The 24,561-nt window shown below is 52.4% G+C and carries 19 protein-coding genes, 1 pseudogene and 2 riboswitches; of the genes and pseudogenes, 3 read left to right on the top strand and 17 right to left on the bottom strand.

Annotation, left to right across the window (positions count from 1 at the left end; translation table 11 throughout):
• Window positions 1-29 precede the first annotated feature (29 nt).
• The 17 genes from K7P01_RS07095 to K7P01_RS07015 form a co-directional block, all read right to left on the bottom strand.
• Window positions 30-932, bottom strand: coding sequence for an SAM hydrolase/SAM-dependent halogenase family protein (locus K7P01_RS07095; protein ID WP_267291279.1), 903 nt, complete (start codon window positions 930-932; stop codon window positions 30-32).
• Window positions 933-1,124: 192 nt separating this feature from the next.
• Window positions 1,125-2,576 (bottom strand): sulfatase, encoded by a 1,452-nt coding sequence (locus K7P01_RS07090; RefSeq protein WP_267291278.1) that lies wholly within the window; start codon window positions 2,574-2,576, stop codon window positions 1,125-1,127.
• A gap of 11 nt (window positions 2,577-2,587) precedes the next feature.
• Window positions 2,588-3,070, bottom strand: coding sequence for a hypothetical protein (locus tag K7P01_RS07085; protein WP_267291276.1), 483 nt, complete (start codon window positions 3,068-3,070; stop codon window positions 2,588-2,590).
• Window positions 3,071-3,075: 5 nt separating this feature from the next.
• Complete coding sequence (locus tag K7P01_RS07080) at window positions 3,076-4,959, bottom strand: arylsulfatase (RefSeq protein ID WP_267291274.1); 1,884 nt, start codon at window positions 4,957-4,959, stop codon at window positions 3,076-3,078.
• Window positions 4,960-5,056: 97 nt separating this feature from the next.
• Complete coding sequence (locus K7P01_RS07075) at window positions 5,057-5,998, bottom strand: sterol desaturase family protein (protein WP_267291273.1); 942 nt, start codon at window positions 5,996-5,998, stop codon at window positions 5,057-5,059.
• Window positions 5,999-6,019: 21 nt separating this feature from the next.
• On the bottom strand, window positions 6,020-6,181 hold the full coding sequence (locus K7P01_RS07070; RefSeq protein ID WP_267291271.1) for a hypothetical protein: 162 nt from the start codon (window positions 6,179-6,181) through the stop codon (window positions 6,020-6,022).
• A 193-nt stretch (window positions 6,182-6,374) separates the two neighbouring features.
• A complete protein-coding gene (locus K7P01_RS07065; RefSeq protein ID WP_267291269.1) occupies window positions 6,375-8,702 on the bottom strand; it encodes an arylsulfatase in 2,328 nt (775 codons plus the stop codon).
• 29 nt (window positions 8,703-8,731) lie between these two features.
• Window positions 8,732-10,354 (bottom strand): RagB/SusD family nutrient uptake outer membrane protein, encoded by a 1,623-nt coding sequence (locus tag K7P01_RS07060; protein WP_267291267.1) that lies wholly within the window; start codon window positions 10,352-10,354, stop codon window positions 8,732-8,734.
• A 27-nt stretch (window positions 10,355-10,381) separates the two neighbouring features.
• A complete protein-coding gene (locus K7P01_RS07055) occupies window positions 10,382-13,483 on the bottom strand; it encodes a SusC/RagA family TonB-linked outer membrane protein (protein ID WP_267291266.1) in 3,102 nt (1,033 codons plus the stop codon).
• Window positions 13,484-13,560: 77 nt separating this feature from the next.
• Window positions 13,561-14,487: a hypothetical protein gene (locus K7P01_RS07050; RefSeq protein ID WP_267291264.1), complete on the bottom strand. Its 927-nt coding sequence runs from the start codon at window positions 14,485-14,487 to the stop codon at window positions 13,561-13,563.
• A 269-nt stretch (window positions 14,488-14,756) separates the two neighbouring features.
• Window positions 14,757-14,865: riboswitch (SAM riboswitch) on the bottom strand.
• A gap of 163 nt (window positions 14,866-15,028) precedes the next feature.
• Window positions 15,029-15,958 carry an ATP-grasp domain-containing protein gene (locus tag K7P01_RS07045; protein ID WP_267291263.1) on the bottom strand — a complete coding sequence of 310 codons (930 nt, stop codon included), beginning with the start codon at window positions 15,956-15,958 and terminating at the stop codon, window positions 15,029-15,031.
• A gap of 60 nt (window positions 15,959-16,018) precedes the next feature.
• Window positions 16,019-16,864: a phytanoyl-CoA dioxygenase family protein gene (locus K7P01_RS07040; protein ID WP_267291261.1), complete on the bottom strand. Its 846-nt coding sequence runs from the start codon at window positions 16,862-16,864 to the stop codon at window positions 16,019-16,021.
• A 247-nt stretch (window positions 16,865-17,111) separates the two neighbouring features.
• A riboswitch (SAM riboswitch) is annotated at window positions 17,112-17,214 on the bottom strand.
• A gap of 186 nt (window positions 17,215-17,400) precedes the next feature.
• Window positions 17,401-18,141 (bottom strand): hypothetical protein, encoded by a 741-nt coding sequence (locus K7P01_RS07035; RefSeq protein ID WP_267291259.1) that lies wholly within the window; start codon window positions 18,139-18,141, stop codon window positions 17,401-17,403.
• 26 nt (window positions 18,142-18,167) lie between these two features.
• Entirely contained in the window at window positions 18,168-18,944 is a 777-nt protein-coding gene (locus tag K7P01_RS07030; RefSeq protein WP_267291258.1) for a DUF4097 domain-containing protein, read from the bottom strand.
• A gap of 80 nt (window positions 18,945-19,024) precedes the next feature.
• Window positions 19,025-19,798, bottom strand: a complete 774-nt coding sequence (locus K7P01_RS07025) for a HEAT repeat domain-containing protein (RefSeq protein ID WP_267291256.1) — start codon at window positions 19,796-19,798, stop codon at window positions 19,025-19,027.
• Window positions 19,799-19,827: 29 nt separating this feature from the next.
• Window positions 19,828-20,367: an RNA polymerase sigma factor gene (locus K7P01_RS07020; protein ID WP_267291254.1), complete on the bottom strand. Its 540-nt coding sequence runs from the start codon at window positions 20,365-20,367 to the stop codon at window positions 19,828-19,830.
• Window positions 20,368-20,551: 184 nt separating this feature from the next.
• Entirely contained in the window at window positions 20,552-21,472 is a 921-nt protein-coding gene (locus tag K7P01_RS07015) for a hydrogen peroxide-inducible genes activator (protein ID WP_267291252.1), read from the bottom strand.
• Between the two features lie 130 nt (window positions 21,473-21,602).
• On the opposite strand from K7P01_RS07015, the gene K7P01_RS07010 reads away from it, so the two are divergent.
• The 3 genes and pseudogenes from K7P01_RS07010 to K7P01_RS32075 form a co-directional block, all read left to right on the top strand.
• Entirely contained in the window at window positions 21,603-22,160 is a 558-nt protein-coding gene (locus K7P01_RS07010) for a peroxiredoxin (RefSeq protein WP_267291250.1), read from the top strand.
• Between the two features lie 22 nt (window positions 22,161-22,182).
• Window positions 22,183-22,776 (top strand): carboxymuconolactone decarboxylase family protein, encoded by a 594-nt coding sequence (locus K7P01_RS07005; RefSeq protein ID WP_267291248.1) that lies wholly within the window; start codon window positions 22,183-22,185, stop codon window positions 22,774-22,776.
• Window positions 22,777-22,920: 144 nt separating this feature from the next.
• Window positions 22,921-23,853: pseudogene (locus K7P01_RS32075) on the top strand (GAF domain-containing protein); the annotation flags it as partial.
• Window positions 23,854-24,561 lie beyond the last annotated feature (708 nt).

Raw genomic sequence — 24,561 nt, 5'->3', positions numbered from 1 at the left:
AGGGTGATATAAAAATGCCGTGCCTGCCGCTACTGCGCTTTTTTAATGGCAATACTCCAATCGGCGCCACTGTAAACTTTGTAATGGTCCGAAAAGTTGCCCTGATTGATTCCCAGGGAGAAGTTTAAAAGACTGTTGAAATATGCGATCGGCTTGCTCACGGGCACGTCGGAAAAGGTGTTGCCCAGGACGACCGTTTCCGTGATGACGGTCTGCTGTCCGTGACGGATGGTAACGACGAGCTTGTCGCCGGATGCCGCGCCTAATTTTTGAAAGGTGGCCTGGTCGACGTTGGTCCAGACGTTGCCGTATTGAATGTCGAGTACGGGGATGTTGCCGCGCACCTCACGATCGGCGAACACCGGTTTTTGGTAATCGAGGCGTGTGACCTGCGCAGGCAATGCCGATCCCGTTTGTTCGAAGGTGATGACGCCTGCCGCGAGTCGGGCGCCGGTATAGGCATAGACATCCCTGCCGTGGAATGTATAGGACTTGCCGGAGTCTTTCAGGCGGTTGCGGGTCTCGTCGATTTGACGGACTTCCTGAATGCCCAACTGCTCGGCCACCAGCGTAAGGGTACCATTGTCGGGTGTAACAAAGTAGTGTCCGGATTTTGTTTTTAGGACGACGGATTTGCGCTCGGAGCCCACGCCCGGGTCGACGATCGATACAAAGACGGTGCCGGCGGGCCAATAGGGCGCGGCCTGGTATAGGCGGTACGCGCCTTCCCAGATATTATAGGCGGGTATCTCGTGCGTAATGTCAAACATCTTGAGGTTGGGAGAGACGCTGAAGGCGACGCCTTTCATTTCGGCTACAGCGGCGTCTTTTAAACCGAAGTCGGATTGGAAGACGAGGGCTTGTTGTTGGGCGCGTGCACGAACGGTTAGTGCAAGGAATAGAAAGATATAGCAGAGTTTTATGCGATCCATAGTAATCATGCGAAATCTGTTTGCTAAAGATGCATAAGAAAATACTTATTTGCCAGTGTCCGGGCCGGGCGGTCACGCGGTCCGGTCTTGCCGTCTACCGCGGGTATGCGGAGGACAGCAAGAGCGCGAGACCGGTTACAAACAACAACATGACCAAAAGTATCTTTAGTAGGAAATGATAGCGTGCCGTCATTAATGTGTGCCTGATGGGGCATTTTTATCCAGTAGACGTGTCAGCTCCTGGCGGGTGTCGGTGTAACGTTCGTCGTTGGCCAGGTTTGTAAATTCATTGGGATCGTCCTCGTGATCGTACAGTTCCGCGCCGGCACGGCCTTCGTCCCACTCCGTGTAGCGCCAGCGTTCGGTACGCACGCTGCGGCCCATGATGTCGTTGCGTCGCACCTGGGTATAGGCGGGTTTTGTCCAGGTAGCGTCGGGCTTCTTCAGTAGTGGTGTGAGGGATTGGCCTTGCAGTCCTGTGGGCGGTGTAAGACCTGTCAACTCGGCCAATGTGGGGTAGAGGTCCACCAATTCTACGGTGCGCGGCGATGCTTGTCCTTTTACGCCGCCGGGCACGGAGATGATCAGCGGTACGCGGGCGGAGTTTTCGAAGAGGCTTTGTTTCATCCATTGGCCGTGCTGACCCAGGTTATAGCCGTGGTCGCTCCACAGTACCACGATCGTGTTGTCCGACAGCTTGAGGCGATCCAGTGCGTCCAGCAGCTTGCCGACCTGGGCATCCATAAACGATACGGCCGCGTAGTAGGCACATTGCGCATTCCGGCGGTTTGCTTCGTCAACGCCCCAATGCGGCGGTTTCGTGAATAGCGCGGCTTCGGGTATATCATCGAGGTCGTTCGGTTCTTCTTTCGCCAGTGGCACGTCGGCCGGATGGTACAAGTCAAAGTATTTCTTTGGCGCTACATACGGTGTATGCGGACGGAAGAATCCGACCGCCAGAAAGAAGGGCTCGTTCTTTTTTGTCTCCAGTACCTTGACCGCTTCCTGCGCAATCAGTCCGTCGGTCTGCTCTTCGTCTGTGCCCGGATCGATGCGCCACGATAGCGCACTACCCAAATGGCGATCAGCGGTTACGTTCGTGATCGTCTCTTCGGCCACTTTGTCCCGACCCTTTGGGTTGATACGGTTGCTCCAGGAGATCGAATCGTCTAACCCGTTTGTACCGATTTGTCCGGGTACACCATAGTGAAAGATCTTGCCGATGCGGATGCTGGTGTACTTGTTGTCCTTAAACAATTGCGGCAGTGTGACCACGTCGGGTATATTCTTCCGAAAGTGTGTTTGTAATTCGTAGATGCCGGTAACATCCGGCCGTCTGCCGGTCAACAGCGATGAGCGGCTGGGACTACACAACGGAAACTGGGTATAGGCGCGATCAAACCGCACACCGCGTTTGGCCAGTCGGTCGATATTCGGCGATTTGACGTAGGTGTTACCATAGCAGCCCAGGTCGTTGTTGAGATCGTCAACGGCGATGAACAATACATTATACTTCTTTTTGCTCTTGTCCTGTGCACCGGCGTGGCTGGTCAGGAGCAGCAGGCCCGCGGCAAACAGGTAGGTAAAAAGTTGGAGCCAGTGGTTTCGGGTTGCTCGATGTTGAGCATTAACGTTCTTTTTCATGCGTGCAATATTTATTCGGCATAGCTGGAGCGTAGCTTTACTCCCCAGCGGCCATCTTCTTTGGTTAATACATAGAGTGATTCGTACACACCCAATTTCGATCCGTCCTTGCGGAGGCGGGTGAATTGTGTGTCGATATGTACTTTTGTATCCGACGCCTGTATAATGTTACGGTGTTCCCATACGCTGTGGTGCCAGCCCTCTTTCTCCAGCGCTGCAAATACTTTGGTAGGATCGCGAAGACCGGCCTTGTCGAGCACGTTCATGGTACCGCTTGCCAGCCGGTAGTGCGGAAAGTGATAGGTAGCTTCCCATCCCTTCAGGTCGCGTGCGTTGAAGGTGGCCAGATAGGTGTCGAGTACCCGGTATACTTCCGCTTTTACCGCGGGGTCTACTTCGTGTGTTCCGCTTTTCTGTTGCGCGGGGATTAACGTGAACGCCGTCAGGGAGAGACCGATGACGATGAGCTCGAAGAGTAAGATGCGTAGTTTCATGCCCGTTATTTGTTTGTAGAGGTAGTCGTTTTCGGCGGATTTGCCTGGCGGTAACGTGTGGCGGCGTGCTCGATGTCGATGAGCGGGTAGATGTTATACCGGGTCGCTTCTGCATCAAACAAGGCTTTAAGCTCCTGTAATTTTTCCGGATGTTTTTTGGCCAGGTTGTTTTGTTCGTTGAAGTCCTCGGTAATGTTGAACAGTTCCCATACTTCCGCGTCCGGATTATTTTCGATTGTGGTCTTGGGCTCGCCGGCATACGTAAACAGGTCGAGTGAATTTGGACGGTGGGCCGCGGCTGCTTTCCATCCATCTTTATAGATGGCGCGGTTGCCGAAGATGCAATAGTATTGCTGCGTGTGACGGGCGGGAGCTTTGGCATCGTTGAACGAATACGCCAGGCTGGTACCATGGATCGGGTCTTGCTTATAGCCCTTCAGTACTTCCGGTTGCGAAAGTGCCGTCAGCTCCAATGCCGTCGGGAACAAATCAATTAAGTGTGCATATTGATTGCGAATGCCACCTTTTTCCTGAATACCCTTCGGATAGTATACAATCAGCGGATTGTGTGTGCCGCCTTCGGCATTGGCATCGCTCTTCCAAAGACGGAAGGGAGTATTGGTGGCCTGCGCCCAGCCCAGTGGATAGTTCGCCACTGTTGCCACGTCCTTGCCACCGATCTTGTCGTATTCGCTGAGTACAAATTTGCGATATTCTTCCCGCGTGGTGGCGTCGGCACCGAACCGGATCGACTTCGTCGTGACGCCATATTCCAGCCCTTCTTTGCTGCCACCGTTGTCGCCAATCATGACAAAGACTGCGGTATTCTGCAGTTGTCCTGATTGCCGCAGGTGTCGCAGCAGGCGGCCGATCTCATAATCGGTATATTCCAGGAAGCCGGCATAGACTTCCATAAATCGGGCGTATAGCCTCTTTTCATCAGCCGGCAGGTCTTTCCATGCTTTCAGGTAGGAGTCGCGTGGCGGCAGTTTCGCGTTGGCGGGGATAACGCCCAGCTTCTTTTGATTGGCGATTACTTTTTCGCGGTATACATCCCAGCCTTCGTCGAACTGTCCTTTGTATTTGTCAGACCATTCTTTATCTACCTGGTGCGGCGCGTGGCCGGCACCGGTGGCAAAGTAGAGGAAGAAGGGTTTGGTGGGCGCGAGCTTTTGCTGCCGTGTGAGGTAGCTGATAGCTTTGTCTGCCAACAGGGCATTGAGGTGGCGACCGTCGGGGGCGATGTGTTGGTTGTCTTCTACCAGGTCGGGTTTATACTGGTCGGTGGCGCCGCCCAGAAAGCCAAAGTTGTGGTCGAAGCCTTTACCGGAAGGCCAACGGTCGAAGGGGCCCAGGTCGGTGGCTTCGTCATCGGGTGTGAGATGCCATTTTCCAAGCTGGTAGGTGTTATAGCCGTTCTCGCGAAGCACTTCGGCAACCGTGCCCTTGGTAGGAAGTATGTGGCCGTTGTAGCCGGGGTAGTCGGCAGAAAGATAGAAGTGCGGGAACAGCCCCATGCCTACGGAGTGGTGATTGCGGCCCGTCAACAATGCGGCGCGTGTAGGCGAGCAAATGCCCGCGGTGTGGAAGTTTGTATACCGTAAGCCCTGGCTGGCGAGTGAGTCGAGGTTGGGTGTACGGATGAGTCCACCGAAGGCGCTGGTCGCGCCATAACCGACGTCATCCAGAATGATCCAGACAATGTTCGGCGATCCCGTAGGAGCTTTTTTGATATAGTCGATTTTATAGGGCTGTGAGTCTCGCGTGGACTTGCTGATTTTGCCTTTCCATTCCGCGGGTGTTTGTTGGCCTGTGGCGGGCAGCGATGCCAGTAGGAGCGCTGCCAATGCGAACGGCTTCGCTGCATGTGTATAGGAGAATGTTTTCATGTTGAGGGTTGGGGGTTACGGTCGTGTGTGATAAAAGAGAGCAGGTATTTCCTCGCCCGGAAATACCTGCCTTGCTCGCGTGTGGGTGTGCTACAGTTTAGGTTAACTCCAGAGATGTTTTTACGGAGATGGGCTCAGGCCTTGTCGTGGTCGCAGCGGCTACAGGTTCCACGGGATCTTGCTGTACCATGGGGCCATTGTGAGAAAGCTCGCTGCCTTCTTTCTTCGATTTGAAAATTGGCCACATGAACTGCGCATACCATTCTTCTTCCTGGTAATGCTGGATGCCATAGGAGTTGGGATACTTACGGGTAATGAGTCCTGTACCGAAAATGACATCCCACAAAAAGAACATATTGCCAAAGTTGCCTTTGTAGTGACCAATACCGTCGTCGTTGCTGTCGGCGTGGTGCGCATGGTGCGTGGCGGGTGTAGAGATAAGCCGCTCCAACACCCAGGCGATGGGGTGCAGCCACTTCTTTTCGTAGAAAGGTTTGTCCCAGGGAATGCTCGAGTGGGCCAACGTGGTAATGATGGACTTGATGCCTTTGACAAACAATGCCGGATATCCTAATCCAATATAGACCAATGCGGTTGTGAGGTATGTTTGCGAAAAGAAGATGGTGTAGATGATATTCTGACGGCTGGCCATGGCCATACCCATATACGGTGCCGAGTGATGCGTGCGGTGAAAGCGCCACAGGAATGGCACTTCGTGGTGCAGCCGGTGATACCAGTATTGCGTCAGATCGTCGGCTATACAAAGAATAAAAAATCCCCACCAGAACGGTACCCACTCAAAGGCCGCCTTGAAACCGGGAAGAAGTACGGGTAGGAATTTCAGGCCGAAGTAGGCCACCAGTGGGCGCACTACAAGCTTGGGTACCGTAAAGCACACAATGTCGAGGATACGTTCGTTCTTGTTCCATTTCCGTTTATAGAGGCCGAGCGAAAATTCGACCACACCGAGTAGCAGCACCAGCACGGGTAGGCCCCAGGTGCTGAGGTTTTGAAAGATAGCTTCTATGAATTTGATCATAATGCAGGATTATAGTATGATTTATTTAACAGTAGCTGCCGGGTGGTGAGTCCGATTTTCCCAGGGCCGCTGACCCGTGATGTAAAAGGTCAGGAACATGAGTACGATGGGCAATACATAAATGAATAAGCTTAATAGCACGTTCCGGAAAATCCGGTTGGCGATATAGGGTTCCATTTTCATAACGCGTTGGGATTAGGGTGAAGAATGTGATACTGTCTTCGGTTCTGGGTCAGACGGTTGCTGGAGTAATTTTTGCGTAAACCAAAGGCCGCCGAAAAGGATCAGGAAAGGAATCATGGTTACGATGATTCCAATCAAGATCTTTTTTCCCAACAGAATGATGTCATTCAGTGTCATGACTGTTGTGTTAAGGTTAGTGGCTGCCGCGGGACAAGGATTGGTCGGTATAAGTCTCCAGTACGATGCTGCCGATCTTGCCGGTAAAGGCAAAGGGACCTTTGTAGCGGTCGGATACCTGCGTGATGAGGTCTTCGCCTACATTGATCTCGTCCTGGCTGCGAATGGACGCAGGTAACTTCGTAATGCTGGCTTCTGCTACTTTTACATCGTTGATGTACAGTGTCTGCGTGCCGGTGGCCTCGGTGGGCGTTTTACCCGGGTGAAAATCAAAGACATATTTAAGCGACGCCTTGCCGGCCGGTACGGGCTTGCTCGAGACCAGATGCACAATGTTGTCGCCGCTGTTGTTGGCAGCCTGCAGCTTGCCGTCTTTGATGAACAGGCTCACGCCGCCAAAGCGACCACCCTGCGCGAATAGCACGCCTTCGGTGCCTTTGCCGATCTCGGCGTTAGCCGTAATGCTATAAGGTTTGTTGGCGTTCAACGCACTGGCCACACCAAACACCTGTGGTGCTTCGGGGTAGAGGGTGATCTGCTGGCGGTCGTTGCCACGATACAAATGCGTGTAGTCGAGTTGCTTCTCCGTACCGTCTTTGAGTGGATAGATGTTGAATTTAGCCGCTTCGCTTTCGAACAGCTCCTTCAATTCCTGTAGCTTCTCCGGATTTTTGCTGGCAAGGTTGGAAAGCTCGTTGAAGTCTTCGTTCAGGTTGTACAGTTCCCAAACGTCGTTGTTGAAGTCGTCTCCCTTTTTATGCAAGGTACCGGCCTTCCATCCATCTTTGTAGAGTGAGCGTGAGCCCATGATCTCATAATGTTGCGTCGTGTGCCGTGACGGTGCGTTGGCATTGTTGATGCTATAGGCCAGGCTTGTACCTTCTACAGGCTCCTGGCGGTAGCCGTTGATGATGCCGGGCACTTGCGCGCCGATCAGCTCCACGGTGGTCGGCAGAATGTCGATTACGTGGCCATACTGATTGCGAATGCCGCCCTTCTCTTTAATTCCCTTCGGATAGAATACAATGAGCGGGTTGCGTGTGCCGCCTTCTGTGTTGGCGTCTTGTTTCCACTGACGGAATGGCGTGTTGCCGGCCATGGCCCATCCCAGCGGGTAGTTAGGGCGTGAGGCCTCTGTGCCGATCAGGTTGATGTCGGCCAGGTTTTGCTGCAGGCGTTGCGCTTCGGTTTGTGCAGGGTCGTTGGTATTGATGACGCCGACAAACGTACCTTCTTTGCTGGCACCGTTGTCGCCGACAGAAACGATGATGATGGTATTGTCCAGTTGACCAGTCTTCCGGATGAAGTCCACTACACGACCGATCTCATAGTCGGTTTGTGTCAGTAAGCCTGCGTATACTTCCATGAAGCGGGCGTATAGTTTCTGCTCGGCCGGCGGCAATGTGCTCCAATCTTTTATACCCGGGTTGCGGGGTGGTAGTACGGTGCCTTTCGGTACGACACCCAGCTTGATCTGGCGGGCCAATACGTCCTCGCGATACTTATCCCAGCCCGCATCGAACTTGCCCTTGTACAGATCCGACCATTGTTTCGCCACCTGGTGTGGTGCGTGGCCGGCGCCGGGCGCATAGTATAAAAAGAATGGCTTGTCGGGCGCGATGGACTTTTGTTCGGCGATATAGCCGATAGCCTTGTCGGCGATGCGGGTGTTGAAGTGTTTTCCGTCGAGCGGCGGTTCTACTTTACGGGTATCGTCCCACGTGGTGGGATGCCATTGGTCGGTAGACCCTCCCAGGAAGCCGTAGTAGTGATCGAAGCCGCGTCCGGTAGGCCAGCGGTTGAATGGGCCTACCGCCGTCGCGTCGGTCTGTGGCGTGAGGTGCCACTTGCCAACGGCGTAGGTATTGTAGCCGTTCTCGCGCAGAATCTCGGCGATGGTAGCTTTCTCAAACGGCATATAGCCGTCGTAACCCGGTGTGCCGATGGCGGTCTGCGGGAAGAGGCCCATGTGCACGGAATGAGAGTTACGTCCTGTCAGCAGTGCGGCGCGTGTAGGTGAGCAAATGGCCGTGGTGTGGAAGTTCGTATAACGCAGACCATGGTTGGCAAGACTGTCGAGCGTAGGGGTTTTGATCAGGCCTCCAAACGTGCTGATGGCGCCGTAGCCTACGTCGTCGAGTAAGATCCACACGACGTTGGGTGCGTTGGCGGGAGCCTGTACGCGCGCTGGCCACCAGGGCTGTGTTTCGGTAATATTGCGACCGGCTTTACCCTGGTAGGCCGGCGTGGGGCTTGACTGTGCACTGGCCTGACCGATCGCGCCTCCGGAGAGGAGCAGTGTGACCGCGGCAAGTCTGGCGTGTTGAAAGAATGTAGTATACATGGAAATCGGGGTTTAAGGGTTGGGAGTAATTATTCAAATCCTGGGTTTTGGTGTCCTTGTATGAGGTAGTTGATGTCAACTTCTGCTTGCGGTATGGGGAACAGCCGGTGATAGTCGGCGGCATTCGTTTTCTGTACGGCATGCAGGTTTGTCACAAATGTCGATTGGCCGGCGGCATCTTTTTGCCGGATCAGGTCGAACCACCGTTGGTATTCGAATACAAATTCCAGTCGGCGATCGAGGTATACAGCCTCGCGGAATTCGTCTTTGGTCAGGCTTCCCTCTACGAGCGGGTCGAGGCCCGCGCGGACGCGTACACGGTTGAGCGATTTATAGGCTTTCGCGGTCGGGCCGTTCAGCTCGTTCTCGGCCTCGGCGTGTATCAGCAGGACATCGGAATAGCGTATGATCGCGACGTTGGCAGCAGACTGGTTGGTGGGTGCAAGCGAACCTGGGTCCCAGGTTTTGTTAAAGAACGGCGTGGAATCGTTCGCGACGTTGGGGTTGGCAATCGGGAGCGAATAAATGGCACCGGTTTGAGGGCTCTTATATTTGCGCACGAAGGTTACGTCGCGGCGTTTGTCGCCAGGCGTATAGAGCTTGTAGATGCTAAAGAAATTATCGTCACCTTTTTTGTAGAATCGTACCATGTCTGCGTATGAGCCGACCAAACCCGGTATGTTTGTGAGGATGGAGCGCGGGTTCTGGTTGTTGCCCTGTTCCTGGGAATTTGATTTGAACTGCGCAGAGAAGATGTGCTCGACGCCATTTTTAAACGCGGGTAAGAATACCTGTGCGTAGTTTGTAAAAAGGTTATACGTCGCTGTAGCCTCGCCTTGGTATGTGCCGGTGCCGCCGTCGGCTGCCGACAATACATATTCTGCTGTCTGCACCGCGTCGGCATAGTGTCCGGCGATGTTCAGGGGCAATGACGCTTTGGTAAGGTATACTTTTGCGAGTAGTGCCAGTGCTGCTCCACGTGTTGCCCGGCCTACGTTTGGTGAGGTATACGAGATCGGCAATACGTCGGCGGCTTCCTGCAGATCCTTTTCGATCTGCGCATATACTTCCGTGGAGGGCGTACGGGCGATAGCAAAATCGGCCGCGGTTATGCCGTCCTTTTGGTATGCAGTAACGAGCGGCACATCGCCATACAGTCGCACCAGATTGAAGTAATACAATGCACGCAGAAATTTAGTTTCTGCCAGCAGCCGGGCCCTGAGGGCTTCGTCAAAGTCGGCGTCAACGATGCGCGGTACCCTGTCCAGTACAATATTGGCTTTGCGTATGGCCGCATAATGCTGTTGCCAAATTTCAAAAATGCGCAGGTTGCTGGCGGAGTGGCCCAGTACCGAAAGCGACCGTACGTCGGCATTGGTGGCACCCGGTCCTGGATCTTCGTCGTCGCCGGCGAAGTTCATGCCGGTATTGAACAAAGTATTGTAAGGGGTTTGTACGGTGCTGCCCCCTGAGTTCAGCAGTTGATAGACGGCCGTTACCGCGTTGACGGCATCTTTTTGTTTTTTGTAGAAGTCATCTTCAATGATATTCGATTTGGGATCTTCCTCCAGAAAGTCGCTGCAGGAGGATAGGACCACAAACAGTGTAAGCGCGGACAGGAAGGTGAATATTTTCAGGATAAATGGTTTCATATCACAAGTATGTTATCGTGCCGGATGTTAGAAGGTTAATGATATACCTCCGAGGGCAGTTTTGCTGTTGGGGTACACGCCGAAGTCAATGCCCTTGTTGATCAGGGCCTGGCCTGACATACTTACTTCCGGATCGTAGCCCGAGTAATTTGTCCAGGTCTTGTAGTTCTGCAGCGAGAAGTAGATGCGTACGTTCCGCGCCTTGATGCGGTCGGTCCACGCCGAAGGCAGCGTATAGCCCAGGCTGACGTTCTTCAGCCGCAGGTAGGTGGCACTTTCAATAAATCGATCGGAAATGGTAATGGCGGGGTCCTGAAAGGCAGCTTTTACATCGGTGTTGGTGTTTGTTTCGGTGTAACGGTTCAACACGACAGTGGAAGCGTTGATATACCCCGTGCCCAATTCAAGCTGGCCCTGGTTCTGATTATAGATCTTGCCACCGACCTGTCCCTGGAACAATACCGTGAGATCAAACGCACCAAACGGTGTCTGGTAGTTGAATGTATTGGTCAGCGCGGCTGTAAAATCGATTTGGTTGTCGACGACGACGCGGTCGTCTGCTTGTGTGATCTTACCATCTTTGATGCCTTGATCTTTATATTTCTGGCCGCCCACACTTTTTTGCTGTTGGGGTGTGAGTGCATTTGGTCCGTCTTCGCCCGGTTGTATCAGACCGTCGGTTTCATAGACAATAAAAGAGCCGATAGCATATCCTTTTTTAACAATAGAGGGTTGGCTGATGACGGGAATAAACTGGTCGAGGCCCGGGCCGAGGGACAGTACTTCGTTGTGATTGGTGGCATAGACGAGTGTTGTATTCCACTGGAAGCTCCGTTGTGCTACTGTCTGAATGTTTAGCGCGAGCTCAAAACCTTTGTTCTGGACTTCGCCTATGTTTTGGTAGACTGTCGAGGCCTGACCTCCTGATTGCACCGCTAAACCCGACGTACCGGATACCGGCGCGCTGAGCAGTAGATCGGACGTGCGCTTGAGGTATACATCGGCCGCCAGCGTGATGCGGTTTTTGAGAAAACCGATATCTGTACCAATGTCGATTTGTACTGTTTTCTCCCAGCCTAGTTCGGGATTATTGGCGGAGATGGGTGCATAGCCGATGCCCGTAGTATTGGAAAAATTATAACGGAAAGGGCCGAGCTTGGCTATTGACGAGTAGGGGGGGATGGACTGGTTACCCGTAATGCCTGCGCTGGCGCGCAGCTTGAGGGTATTGATGGCGTCTATATGGAAAAAGCTTTCTTCCGATATATTCCATCCCAGGGCTACAGATGGAAATATACCCCACTTGTTGTTGGCGCCGAACCGTGAAGAGCCGTCCGAGCGCACGGTTACAGTCGCCAGGTATTTGTCGCGATAACCGTAGTTGACGCGTCCAAGGAAGGAGGCCAGTTTCCATTCTGTTGTCAGTGACCTCGGCTGGCGAAACAGTGAGGCGTCGCCGAGGCTGTTGGTGGCAAGGTCGTCAAACTCGAATCCGGACGATTCTGTCACGGTGAGCTCTGACTTGGATGCCTGTGCCGTGGCGCCGATGATCGCGCTCAGGCTATGTTCGTTGTTAAATGTTCGGGTATAGGAAAGCGTATTTTCGTTTAGCCAGTTTGTGGTAAAGACAGAACCGACCGTTGCGATGCCGTTGGCAGCTTGTCCTTCGGAAGTAGTGCTGGGCTGATAGCGATCTTGCTTATTGTCGACGATGTCAGCACCGAACAACACTTTTGCCGTAAGGCCATCCGCGAGTTTATACTCGGCTGCGATGTTGGCCAGTACGCGATTGGTTTTCGTTTGGTTCAACTGGTTTTCGAGCGAGTTGATAGGGTTTGCCAGGCTGGACTCAAAAACGCTTTTGACGATATAGTTGCCTTTATTGTTGAAGATGGGCAACGATGGCGGCGTTTGCAGCAAAGCGGGTACCACGGCCTCCGGCGCCACATCGGCTTTTACCGCGCTGCCCGTGATGTAGGTAATGAGCTTCAGCCGGTCATTATATTCGTGATCGATATTTATCCGCGCGGATACACGCTGGAAGGCCGTATTGATTAAAACACCGTCTTGTTTAAAGTAGTTACCCGAAATGGAGACGCTGGTTTTGTCGTTGCCGGTGAGGATCGACAGGCTGTGATTCTGTATGGGAGCATCGCGGAAAGCCGCGGCTTGCCAGTCGGTGCCTTCGCCCAGTGTGTCGAGTACATAGCCATTGGTGATGGCATCTTTCACGGCGTTTGCGTTGTTGGTCTTCAAGGTGCCGAGCTTGCCGCTGTTGGCTGCCGCTTCGCGGCGAAGCTCCCACCATTGTGCGCCGTTTAATAAGGGCAGCGTCCGAATGACTTTTTGCACGCCATAGTAGTTGCTGTACGTCACCAGCGACTCGTTTTTATTGGCCCGCTTGGTCGTAATGATGACCACACCGTTCGCGCCACGTGAACCATAGATGGCAGTGGCGGAAGCATCTTTCAGTACATCGATCGTTTCAATGTCGGCTGTATTGATGGAGGAGAGCGGGTTGATCTTCGATCCGTTCGTTACTCCGGCATCGTTGAGATCGTAGTCATTGTTGATTGGAAATCCGTCGATTACATACAAGGGCTCGCTGCCGGCAGTGATGGAGTTGTTCCCACGGATCTGCACACTTACACCACCTCCAGGCTGCCCGGAAGTTTGGGTGACCACGGCACCGGCCACCGAGCCTTGCAACAGGCGCTCCACGGATGCTACCGGTTGTGCTTTCAGCTCCGTGGGGACAGAAGCCACGGAGCCTGTAATATCTTTACGTTTCTGTTCGCCGTATCCGACGACGACGACTTCGTCCAATATGCCATCGATCTGCAGCGTGATGTCGAGCGGCTCTTCCGGCGCTTCGTATACCTCGATGTCCTGCGCTTTATAGCCGACCATGTTCACCACCAATGTAACCGGATAGTCTTTGGGTAGTGCCAGGGTGAATTTTCCGTCTACATCCGACACGGCGTGATTGGATGTACCTTTTTGCAAGATGGTGGCACCGGGCAGTGTGCCCCCGGCGTCATCGTGCACCGCGCCGGTCAGGCGGTCCTGCGCGAAAGCATGGGCAATAAGAAACACTGTGACGGCGACCGTCAGTAAAATTTTTTTCATAAGTAGGCAAAAGGATAGTGTGTCAGCTCATGTGCATGAGCCTATGGTTTGTTTTGGATGGGCGTATGGTGAAAGGGTTATCTGGCCGCGGCGCGTTGTTCGAATTTTTCCTTTTCGGTGTCGAAGCGTTTAGGTTCTGGCTTGAGGTAGCCGTATTCATGCAAATCCTCCTGACCGTGCTCGATCACCCACAGCAGGAATTTTAGCGCCTCGGCATTGGTGTTTACCTTGCTGAGCGACAGGTGCAGGTATTCCACCGGCACGTTGCGTGTGTCGCCTTCTTCCAGGCGTGTGAGCACGGCATCCAGATTGCCGAAGATCTTTTCACTGTCCTGAACCTTTCCGTTATCGTCGAGGTCCACCGGCAGCACGGCAAGGCCGGTTACGGGCTGACGGGTCTGCCGGTCGTAGAGCAATCCCGGTACACTATAGGATAATCCTGTGCTGTCTTTGAGCAGGGCTTTGAGCAAGTGTTCGTCGGCACCGGCGATGGCCTTGCCGGTGATGTTCGACTGCTCAAAGCCAAAGTACCGTGCGAAGGTTACTGGTGCGCCGGCCTTTTGCAGGCGGGTATACACCGTGTAGGGTGCCTTGATGTCCTGCTGTTTGTCTTTGTCGGCCAGGATATCATTAAAGTATAATTGCTTGATGAGGGGTTTTGTAAGGCCTTTGTCTTTATATGCCTGGGTGAATGCCGACGTGGCGTTGGCTACGGGCAGCAAGGCATAGCGGCCGATGTAGAGATAGTCGCGGCTTTCCTTCACGGCTTTTTCAGGTTCGTACGCTTCGATCAGCAGGTCGTATTTGCTGGGGTCTGTCGTGGTACGGGTCTCGATCACAACATTGGCGCCGGGATGATCGGCTGTATAGCCCTTGATCCAATGCTCGACCAGGGGGTATGTGAAGCGTACGCCGGTGATGATCACTTTATTTTTAGGCGCCTCTTGTGCGGAAACAGAAGCCGCCACGAGAAGCGCTAGCGATATGATAATGGAAGATTTCATGTTGCAAAGTTTAGTGGTGTTGGGATTGGAATTGGTGGCTACGGTGTGCACCATGTCTTAAGGAAATTCCACCAAAAAATCATTAAGACCGGTGCACCCGGAAGCCATATATAGTCAGAAGCTTATCAAAGGATAAGACGTAACCCTCGCAGAACGCCGGGTTAACACATGCAGCAACAACAACAGACAGGAGGCCGCCTGGACGCGACTTGTAGAGGGTCTGTGGAAATCGTAAAAAAGGAAGTGTTCAGTGTTTTCATCACACGCTGATTTTATAGGTCCAATGTTTTATGTTGGCAGGCTTGAGCACCTGGTCCTGGTGGAGACTGGTTGCCAGAAGTTCATAGAGCCTGTTCTCTCCCTTCTTCGCTATAAAATCAATCTGGTGGGAATTGATTTACTTTATATCTACTAATTCTATAGACAAATGTATGTACATCTGTCCGTAACAAGCAAGTCTTTTCGAAAAAAAATAAAAATAAAAAACCTGCCCCATGACGGGACAGGTTTTGCCGGCGGAGCTACGCCGGCCACAGGGAGGTTAAAGAGCCAACTCGATTTCTTTTACTTTCGACAGTCGTCCTTCCAGGTAATCGGCGATTTGCTCGAATGGTTTCGTGTGCAGCGCCGTCGGCGGTGTGCTGAAACTGGTCGTGTGTGGACGGATACTGAAGAAGAGTATATCGTTCGTACGCCGATCGGTGAGGTACTCTACTGCGCCAAAGTCAATCAGTGCCGTGCGGGCCAACGTTTCAGCGGCAGCAATCAATTCGGGGTCCGGCGTGAACACTTCTACCTTTGCTTGCAGCGGCCACCCCGACTGGTCATTGCCTGTGATGTATAGTTTGACAGCGTATAAAAACCGTCCATTCAGCGTTTCGACACGAACAATGTGATTTCCTTTTAATGGAATACATTCTTGTATCAGCCATGTATGTTCGCCCGTGCCCAGCAGTTTGTCTTCCAGGTAGGCATGAATCAGTGCTTCCTCGCTTTTAAAACGCAGTACCGGTGTGTGCGGCCGGTTGCCCTTTACTAAAATGGGGAACGACAAATGGCTGGAAACCTTCAGTAGCTGCCCGATGCTGCTGACAACATGGGTGCGGGGAAACGGCAGACCCGCAGCGGCGATTGCACCCAGCTGGCGTGTACGCGATGAAAAGATCTCCGCGGCACGTGATCCATTCACAATACGACTGCTATTCAACGAAGCGTAAGGCTTCTCAATGTGTCGCAGGTATTCGATCGTTTGCGCGATCCCGGAATTATCCGACAAGTGATAGGGCGGAGCGCTCATATCATTTACGAGCAGGCTATACGACACTTCCGGTTGTGCCAGCTCATACACGTGGTCGGACGGATCGATCCGGGTAAAAGGTAATCCGCGTCGCCGAATCTCTTGTAATAAAGGATTATAGTGATCTTCGTGTCCGTACAAAATGCCCAGGGGCTTTTCTGAAAGTTGATACATAAAATACGTTTGGTTGTGTGTATACTGGTTTTAAAACTGGGTGTGGTGGTGTGGTATCGTTTATGCTCGGGTAAAGGCCGGTATAAGATTTTTATGCTTTTTACTGCCGACCAGGGGTAACAGGTGCAAGTACAAGGGCGTGGAGCTTTGCGCGTGCTTCGGTTGGTATTTGCCGACGATCATCGGTATATACATTACCCGGCGGCGGCTGGCGGCGCCGATGTTAGGAGAGGGCGCTACCCGGTGCCAGATGCGGCCGTCGTGGATGACGAGGTCGCCGGCCTTCGCTTCTACCAGCACCTCTTTATGATCCTCGTTATTGTTGAGGTAATACTTTTTGCGGAAGAACAGGTCCCACAACCCTTGTTTGTGTGTGCCGGGCAAGATCCGGAGGCCGCCTTGCGCTTCGGTAGAGTCGTCGAGGTAGAAGCCGATATTCAGCATGGGCGCTACCTTCTTGCCATAGAAAATGTCGCGGGCACTGTCGGTGTGCCAGCCCATGTGGAAGAAGTTGCTGCCTTCGGTGTTGACGTAATGATTAAAAACAACGCCATCTTTTTCTTCCAGTCCCAAACGCGCACCGGCAGGCATCAATACTTTGAGTGCATCCAGGTTGGGATGTGAGGCAAACTGGTTTACGGCGTCGCTGTGTTGGTTGGTGAAGGCAAAGCGTTGTACAATGGTATTGCCATGTTCGTCTTTCCCATATTTAATAGGAACGCCGTTTATTTTTTGCACGTTGTCGCGTACCCATTGCTCTTGAACCCGTTCGGTGGAAGTGATGATGTCATCAACCGTTTCGCGTGAAGCGTATTGTTCAAAATGAATAAATCCATTCTCCTGAAAGAACGTGATTTGTTCGGCTGTTAATGATCCCTGGAAAGTGAATTTTTTATAGGTTGACATAATTTGTTCGATGTTAGCGTGTTGATTTTTGGACAATATTTATCCGTTTACCTATGTTTACAGGTAGTGGCAAAAGCGTATACATACCGCCATCCCGACGGGTGTACCGGATAAATTTTCTTACGTATAAAAGGGAGTTATCGCACTAGCAACAACAGCGATCTGCTGCGTGCGTGCTGTGAAGATGTGGCCGCTGGAGCGGCATTCGCCTGCTGGAGGCTCGTTGTAACGTTTTCATGTTGGCGTTCATTTATAGTACCGATATTCTTTTCGGGCAGGTTAGCACTTATTCCTTTCGGAAAGTTGCTAGAGGATCGTCGAGCCTGTCTCTTCCCCCTTCTGTATAAATTCTTGCTCAAATGTAGCGACTAATCTGAGATAAACAATAAAGTCTATCGAATTAGTAGGATTTATTTTAATCTTCTACGGAATGTTGTGTTTCAGGGTTTCAAAAAAAGAAAAAGCCGGTGCAAAAAAGCGCCGGCTCCATACAAGCGGAAATGTATGTATGTAAAGAGAATGTCGTGTAAGTCGTCCTAATTAGCCTTGCGCAGGTAGACATTGCCATACCGCGAATGAAAGCTGTAGGTCGGGCCGGAGCCCGCGTTGCCTGCCACCAACAAGTGGAATGCTTCGGGGTCGTTGGGGTTGCCGGTTAATTTTGTATCGAGGTTGGAGAAAATCTCGCCGTAGTTTGTTTCGGCTTTGATTTGCCCTGTTGTTTTCTCGGTCAACGCAGCGTCCACGCCGCCATACGTCGATGAGACGCTAATCGGTCCCTGGAATGAACGCACTTCCACCATGCCGTATACGGATGTTACTTGCGTCGGAATTCCCCGGGGTACTTTGATCTCCAGTACAATCTCGATGTCTACCCCCTCTGACATGCGTTCAAATTTGCCTGGGTGCTCGGCCTGGTATTTCCGCAGGTCGTCTTTGGTGTTGAAAGTTGTTGTCTTACCTGCCTGTACGATGGTATAAAATCTCGGCAGTTTGTTCAGGTCACGTATTTCATTGCGGATGGTCACAGTATTGCCATTCGTTTTTTGGTCGAGTACGAAGGCGTCGTCGTGCTCGCCGTGGTTGATGCTGACAGTGCCCTGTATGGAGACTTCGTTCTTTTCCCACGTGCTTACTTTGATTAGTCTGGGATGGTCAAATTCCAGTGCAATCGTCTGGCCGGCTTGTATGGGGAAGGAACGCTGCAACGTTGTTTGGGCGTAGCTTCCCAGGGGCAGGAGCAAAGCTCCTGCCAGGAAGATGATGATATGTTTCATGTCGTTGGCGGTTGAGGTATCGTGGCTTAGCGCTTCCGCAGGTATACGTTGTTGTGGGTAGAGGACAAGGTAATATCTATACCTCCTCCATTGATCTTGCCGTTCACATCGTTGCTGCTATAGGCCACCATGTCGCTGTTGGTACGTTCTACTTCCATCTTAAAGGCAGGGTCGACAAAGATTTCGCCGTAGACGGTTTTCATTTTCAAGGAAGCTTTGGTAGCCAACGGCAAGTTGACGTCGACATGGCCGTGCACAGAGACAATCGAGACAGGGCTTTTCATCGTCTGCCCCATCGTACATTCGATGTCGCCGTGTACTGTCTTCACGGTCATCGGGCCGCTGACGTTCTCGAGGACCACGCCGGAGTGTACGGTGGATACTTCGATCTCACTCTCAATAGACTTGAAAGTGACCTCTTTTCCATAGGGCGACGTGTGGGCATAGGATATCACAACGCCCTTGGGCACCTTGATCACGACAGCCGGTCCTTCGGTTTTGCGAAGCTGGCGTACTTCGATGATGTTGCCTTTTTCGACCACTGACAGGCCGATACCCGTATTGTCTTCCAGGCCCGAGGCACTGATCGAACGCAGCCCCTTGGCTCGTTCATCAACATCGTCGTTGTCCTTGGCGCTCGTGAAGATGATCTCATTGCCGTTGGTTGACTCGAAGAGTACATTGTTCAATTCTTTGATCTCCAGCTTGCCGGTGCTTTTGGCAAGTTTGTATTCCGGGCCCTGCGCCAAAAGAACGTGTGCGAAAAGTATACTGAGTAAAAATGTTAGATGTATTTTTTTCATGGTGATATGATTCTTATTAGCTATAGTTTGTTGTGTCGTGTGGGGTGCGTGTGTGGTGAGCATGCATGCTGGTATTAAGGTTACGAGAGCCGCAGAATGCCTGCATGGGCTTCGTCTTTTACTTCGTTTAAGAGTTGTTCATCGGTACTAATGCGGTGTAGTTCTTTCAGGATGGTTTTTTCCTTCATATCGACCAGCATCCGGATCAATTCAATCTGTACAAGTGGGTCTGTCTGTGTGGAAAGGGCTTTGATCAGCGCCTGGCGTACGGGTCTTTCGTCACTGAATTTGCCAAGTGCGTCCAGGGCGGCGAGGCGCACGTTGGTGTTCGGGTCGTCAGTCAATGTGCGAACCAGTACGGTGACGAGCTCGTTGTCGGCGCGGTCCATGCGCAGCGCTACCGTGGCACCCTGCAGACGCTGGCTGGCAGAGAGGTCGTTGCCCAACATGCTCAGGAGCATTTCCTGGGTGGCCTTCATTTCGCGTTGCATGGCTTCCAGCTCGGCCTGCTGCTGTTGGTGACGGCTGATCCAGAAGCCGACACCACCCCCTACCAGCAAGAGCGCTACGGCCGCGGCGACACGGTACAGTGCAGGCGTGAGGGAAATGGTGCGCGGTTGTCGCGCGGCGCGGATTTCTTCCTGCAGCAATGTGTTAAACGATGTCGTCATCCGGGCCGGTGGTTCTTGTTCTCCGGCATGGTCCATGGTTTGCAGCACCTCGCGCAGTTGTTCGTATTGCAGGCGTACGGTCGCGTCGGTGCGCAGCGCCGCTTCTACTTTCTCGCGATCCTGCGCCGAAAGATTCTGGTCGATATAGTCGATCAGCAAGCTATCCCAGTCGTTCGTTTTCATAGTCATTCCGTTGCGTCGATTATCGTATGCTAGATCTTTTCCAATGTAAAATAGTGCTCACGCAGTTGACCGATGGCGCGGTGTACCTTCACCTTGATGTTGGCCACCGTCGTGTTCATGATCTGCGCCACCTCTTCGTACTTACGGTGTTGAAACCGTGTCAGTACCAGGAGCTGCCGCTGCTCTTCCGTGAGGCGGGTCATGGCCCGTTGCAGCAGATGCTCTTTGTCATCCTGCTCGGCAGCGTCGGTGTTATCGGATAGCGTGTCGCTCATATTCTCCACGTCGATGAACTGACTGCGTTGGCGCTTTTGTCCCTGGTAGTGGTCTGCCAGCACGTTGCGCGAGATCTGGAAGATCCAGCCCTCGAACCGGGCGCCGTCGCGATAGCTGTTTCGGTACCGGATCACGCGCAGAAATACGTTCTGTGTCAGGTCTTCCGCCAGCACGCGGTCGCCGGCCATGTAGGCCAGGAAATTGAATATGCGTTTATTGTACCGCTCAAAGAGTAGCGACGCCTGTTGGAGATCGCCGTCTTTGACGGCCTTCATGAGCATTTCATCCGTCATCCGGTGCGCTTTTGTCAGTTTTCGTGGTAGTTACCGGAAGGGTAACGAAAGGTTACAACGAGATTAACAGATTCCGGAGAATTAAAAAAGACGATGAAGCCAGTGTCTTGGGAATAGCGTAGGAATGGCTCTGGGATAGCTGTATGGTCACTAAAAGGTCGCGATAAGGGTACCTTTCTGAATGTCATTTCCAGCGGACGCGGACGAATTTTTCGTTTTTCTTGAAGTGCGCGGGAATGGCTTTCAGGATTGCTTCCCGTAATTTTTCCAGCAGGCGCTCTTTGACGAACCCGTTGTGCACGGCGAGGCTCACCTCGCGTACCGGCTCGGGCGACGTGAAGTGCTTGACGTGTTTGTTTCCACGGCCGACAGCCAGCTCGGGAATCAGCGTGTAGCCATAGTTGTTGTCGACCATGTTCTTCAACGTTTCGAACGAACCGCTCTGGTAGTTCAGCTGGTTGTGCGCCTTTTTGCTTTTGGCGGAGCAGAGGTTTTCCACTTGTCCGCGGAAACAATGTCCCTCTTCCAGCATCAGCAGGTTGTCGTAGGTGAGTGTCTTGAGGTTCACTTTTTCTTGCTGGAAGTAGGCAAGGCTCTCCGAGGTATACAGCAAGATCGGCTCGTAAAAGACGGGCACCTCCCGAATTTCTTTGTCGTCCAGCGGGGTGACCAGGATGGCCACGTCCAGCCGGTTGGTTTTCAGCATGCGAATGATTTCTTCGGTCTGCATCTCCATGACGGTGAACGATGTGCCCGGATGTTTTTGCAGAAACTCGTTGAGGAAACGGGGCAGGAGGTAAGGAGCCAACGTAGGGATTACCCCCAACCGGAATTCGCCTTCGATCGAATCCTTTTCATTACTGATAAATTCCTTCAGGTTTTTAATTTCTTGTAAGATGAGACGTGCGCGTGTAATGATGATCTCACCCGACGATGTTGGCTTCAACGGCTGACTTTTGTCAAAGATTTTTACCCCCAGCTCGTCTTCGAGTTTTTTGACCATCATACTAAGCGTTGGTTGCGTGACATGACAATGCTCAGCAGCCTTCACGTGGTTACGATGAATATCCAACGCCAGAATATATTCTAATTGCTGTAGGTTCATTCGTTTGCGTGTGGGATTAAAACGTTGTAATAGACAAAACTAATAATTAAATAGGGAATATCGATATTGTTTATAATAGAGTTTGATATATTTTTGCGGCCAGTAAGAAATTAAAACTTTAAACCACAATATGACAAAAGGAATCTTATCAGTAGGTCAGCCTTTCCCCGCATTCAAGAAGGCTGCGGTTGTATCGATCGAAAAAGGAAAAGAGTTTTTCGACATCACGTCGGAAGACTTCGTGAATGAAGAAGGACGGTGGACTGTTATGTTCTGGTGGCCGAAAGATTTCACATTCGTGTGTCCGACGGAGATTGCCGAGTTCAACAAGAACTTTGGTGAATTTCGCGACCGTAATGCAAGCCTGATCGGCGCTTCTACCGACTCTGAATTCGTGCACCTGGCGTGGAGAAAAAACCACGACGATCTGCGTGACCTGAAATTCCCAATGCTGGCCGATACCTCGAAGTCACTGGCGGAAGAGCTGGGCATCCTCGATACCAACGAGAAGATCGCTTACCGCGCTACGTTCATCATCGACCCTCAAGGTATCATTCGCTGGGTAAGCGTATACGACCTCAACGTAGGCCGTAACGTAAAAGAAGTTGTTCGTGTGCTGGACGCTCTGCAAACTGACGAGCTGTGTCCTTGCAACTGGGAAAAAGGTGCTGAGACCATTAAAGCATAATTTCCAATAAGGATCATCGATCATGGAAACTACGCTGACATACTCAGAATCAACCCAGGAGTTCCTGGACTTCTTAAAGCTGGAGAAGGACTACACTACCGATACACTTGATCTGCTCGAAGGCGCCAAGTCACGGTATCTGGCCGATCTCAAGATCAACTTTAAGAATTCTTTCGAAAGCGAATATCTCTCCAAAAAAGAAGTGGCACTGCTGGGCGTAGCCCTGGCGGTCAATGCTAACAACGCTGTGCTGCGTACATTCTTCGACGGTAATGCCCGTCAGGAAGGTGCCAAACCGGAAGAGGTTGCCGAAGCGGTAGCATGTGCCTCGTTGCTGAGCGCGAACAACGTGTTCTACCGCTTCCGTCACTTCATGAACAAGGAGAAGTACAACGAAATACCGGCGCGTATCAAGATGAACATCATGGCACGTCCGGTGGTGGGCAAAGAGTTCTTTGAGCTCATCAGCCTGGCCGTAAGCGCGGTGAATGGTTGCGAAATGTGCGTAACATCGCACGAAGCGTCGCTCATCGAGCTCGGCAGCAAGGAGGAACGCATCTTTGAATCCGTTCGCCTGGCGGCTGTCATTACCAGCCTGAGCAAGGTGGTATATTAAGGTGCTATAAAAACAACGTAAAAGCCCGGCCTCACCGCCGGGCTTTTTTTATGGGGTGCAGTAACCGAAATAGTTATAGCAGGTATAGGCTGGTATTGCTGGAAATTTCATATTTTGTAAAAACTCGTACTATACCTAAACATCATGGAACCCTCCAGCAGACAGACGCTTCTACGTCCGTTTCTTTCTCGTTTTATTTTACCGTTGCTGCTAGCGTTTATGGGTACGGCATACGCCGTGTGGTCGTTCCGTGTGTCGCTTTCTGCCACCGCTATCGTGTGCTGGCTGCTTTTTCTCACGGTATTGCTGGCAGCTATGATTGCCGGCGTAGTATATATCCAGCGGGTTGCGCGGGACCTCGCATCCGTACACGCGGCAATTCGCCGTCTCGCGACAGGCGAGGTGACCCCCTTGGCATCGCTTCAAACGCCGCTCTTCCAACCGTTGATTACCTCCTTGCAAGCCGTCGACGGCAACCTGGCGCAGCACACGGCCTTCGCCGGCGAGTTGAGTGCCGGAAAGATCGAAGCCCATACCGGACAACAGCAGGCAACCGATGCGCTGGGGCTTGCCTTGCTGGCCATACGTGACAACCTGGTTGCTAACCGCCAGGAAGAAGAGCAACGTCACTGGGCTACGGAGGGACTGAGCCGCTTTGTGGAGGTGCTGCGTGCCGGCAAGGATTTGCCGGCGTTGTGCCAGGATGTTGTCGTGAACCTTGTGCGCACGGTGCATGCTACGCAAGGCGCCATTTTTGTCGTCGATTCCGACGCCATGGGACAGGAGTCACTCGTGCTGCAGGCTTGCTATGCCTATAATCGCACCAAGCATCTGACCCAACAGATCGCACCGGGAGAGGGCATCATCGGGCAGGCGTACCTGGAAGGGAACACCATTCACCTCACCGACGTGCCGGACAGATTTGTGCGTATCACCTCCGGGCTGGGCGAGGCTAACCCGCGGCATATCCTCATGGTGCCGCTGAAGATGAATGAAACGGTGGTGGGCATTGTAGAGCTGGCGTCGTTCACACCGTTTCGGCCGCATGAAATTGCCTTTGCGGAAAAGATCGGCGAGAACGTGGCCCATACGGTGTCGTCATTTCGCACCGCCGAGACCACACGCCGGTTGTTGGGCGAGTCGCAGCAGCAGGCCGAGCACATGCGCTCGCAGGAAGAAGAGCTGCGTCAGAATCAGGAAGAGCTACAGGCTACGCAAGAGGAGATCAGCCGCAAGTATAACCTGTTGTTCCAACAGCTCACGGAGCTCAACCATGGCTCAAAGTTCGAGCAGCTCCGCTCGATCAACGCGACCAAAAAGCGCAACATTGAATACTATTTTGACATCATCCGGAATCAGATCCTGACATTTGCGGAAGACAAGATGATGGTCGAGGCCGTCAAAGCTTTTCGTCAGGCGTTTGATCAGTTGGGATCTGCGGTGGGTGAGGAGCAGCGTGCCGCATGCCGGGAATCCGTACAGGCTTACTACGACCAGGAATTCATTCCGCGTATAAGCGACGTGGGGCAACAAGCCGATGTACGCGACTTCCTTCCCGAAGACTCCGCCGCGCTGGCATTGCAGCAGGTATACATCGCTGCCAACCCGCATCCTACGGGTCAAAAGTCCCGTCTGCACAACGCCGGCGATGGCAGCGATTATGGTCGGGTGCATGCCACCTATCATGCTGTTATTCTGAACTACCTGGAGAAATTTGGGTATTATGACATTTTTCTGATTGATCCAGTCACAGGCAACATTGTCTATAGCGTGTTCAAAGAAGTT

Origin of the sequence: Parachryseolinea silvisoli, from assembly GCF_021190955.1 — a bacterium.
In the GTDB taxonomy this organism is placed as follows: Bacteria; Bacteroidota; Bacteroidia; order Cytophagales; family Cyclobacteriaceae; genus Ohtaekwangia; species Ohtaekwangia silvisoli.
The sequence above is the reverse complement of the archived record's forward strand: the minus strand, read 5'-3'. Positions and strand labels throughout refer to the sequence as shown.

Bases quoted from the DNA above. Each gene is read 5' to 3' on its own strand.
- K7P01_RS07095 (WP_267291279.1), bottom strand. From the start codon at position 932: ATGGATCGCATAAAACTCTGCTATATCTTTCTATTCCTTGCACTAACC.
- K7P01_RS07090 (WP_267291278.1), bottom strand. From the start codon at position 2,576: ATGAAAAAGAACGTTAATGCTCAACATCGAGCAACCCGAAACCACTGG.
- K7P01_RS07085 (WP_267291276.1), bottom strand. From the start codon at position 3,070: ATGAAACTACGCATCTTACTCTTCGAGCTCATCGTCATCGGTCTCTCC.
- K7P01_RS07080 (WP_267291274.1), bottom strand. From the start codon at position 4,959: ATGAAAACATTCTCCTATACACATGCAGCGAAGCCGTTCGCATTGGCA.
- K7P01_RS07075 (WP_267291273.1), bottom strand. From the start codon at position 5,998: ATGATCAAATTCATAGAAGCTATCTTTCAAAACCTCAGCACCTGGGGC.
- K7P01_RS07070 (WP_267291271.1), bottom strand. From the start codon at position 6,181: ATGAAAATGGAACCCTATATCGCCAACCGGATTTTCCGGAACGTGCTA.
- K7P01_RS07065 (WP_267291269.1), bottom strand. From the start codon at position 8,702: ATGTATACTACATTCTTTCAACACGCCAGACTTGCCGCGGTCACACTG.
- K7P01_RS07060 (WP_267291267.1), bottom strand. From the start codon at position 10,354: ATGAAACCATTTATCCTGAAAATATTCACCTTCCTGTCCGCGCTTACA.
- K7P01_RS07055 (WP_267291266.1), bottom strand. From the start codon at position 13,483: ATGAAAAAAATTTTACTGACGGTCGCCGTCACAGTGTTTCTTATTGCC.
- K7P01_RS07050 (WP_267291264.1), bottom strand. From the start codon at position 14,487: ATGAAATCTTCCATTATCATATCGCTAGCGCTTCTCGTGGCGGCTTCT.
- K7P01_RS07045 (WP_267291263.1), bottom strand. From the start codon at position 15,958: ATGTATCAACTTTCAGAAAAGCCCCTGGGCATTTTGTACGGACACGAA.
- K7P01_RS07040 (WP_267291261.1), bottom strand. From the start codon at position 16,864: ATGTCAACCTATAAAAAATTCACTTTCCAGGGATCATTAACAGCCGAA.
- K7P01_RS07035 (WP_267291259.1), bottom strand. From the start codon at position 18,141: ATGAAACATATCATCATCTTCCTGGCAGGAGCTTTGCTCCTGCCCCTG.
- K7P01_RS07030 (WP_267291258.1), bottom strand. From the start codon at position 18,944: ATGAAAAAAATACATCTAACATTTTTACTCAGTATACTTTTCGCACAC.
- K7P01_RS07025 (WP_267291256.1), bottom strand. From the start codon at position 19,798: ATGAAAACGAACGACTGGGATAGCTTGCTGATCGACTATATCGACCAG.
- K7P01_RS07020 (WP_267291254.1), bottom strand. From the start codon at position 20,367: ATGACGGATGAAATGCTCATGAAGGCCGTCAAAGACGGCGATCTCCAA.
- K7P01_RS07015 (WP_267291252.1), bottom strand. From the start codon at position 21,472: ATGAACCTACAGCAATTAGAATATATTCTGGCGTTGGATATTCATCGT.
- K7P01_RS07010 (WP_267291250.1), top strand. From the start codon at position 21,603: ATGACAAAAGGAATCTTATCAGTAGGTCAGCCTTTCCCCGCATTCAAG.
- K7P01_RS07005 (WP_267291248.1), top strand. From the start codon at position 22,183: ATGGAAACTACGCTGACATACTCAGAATCAACCCAGGAGTTCCTGGAC.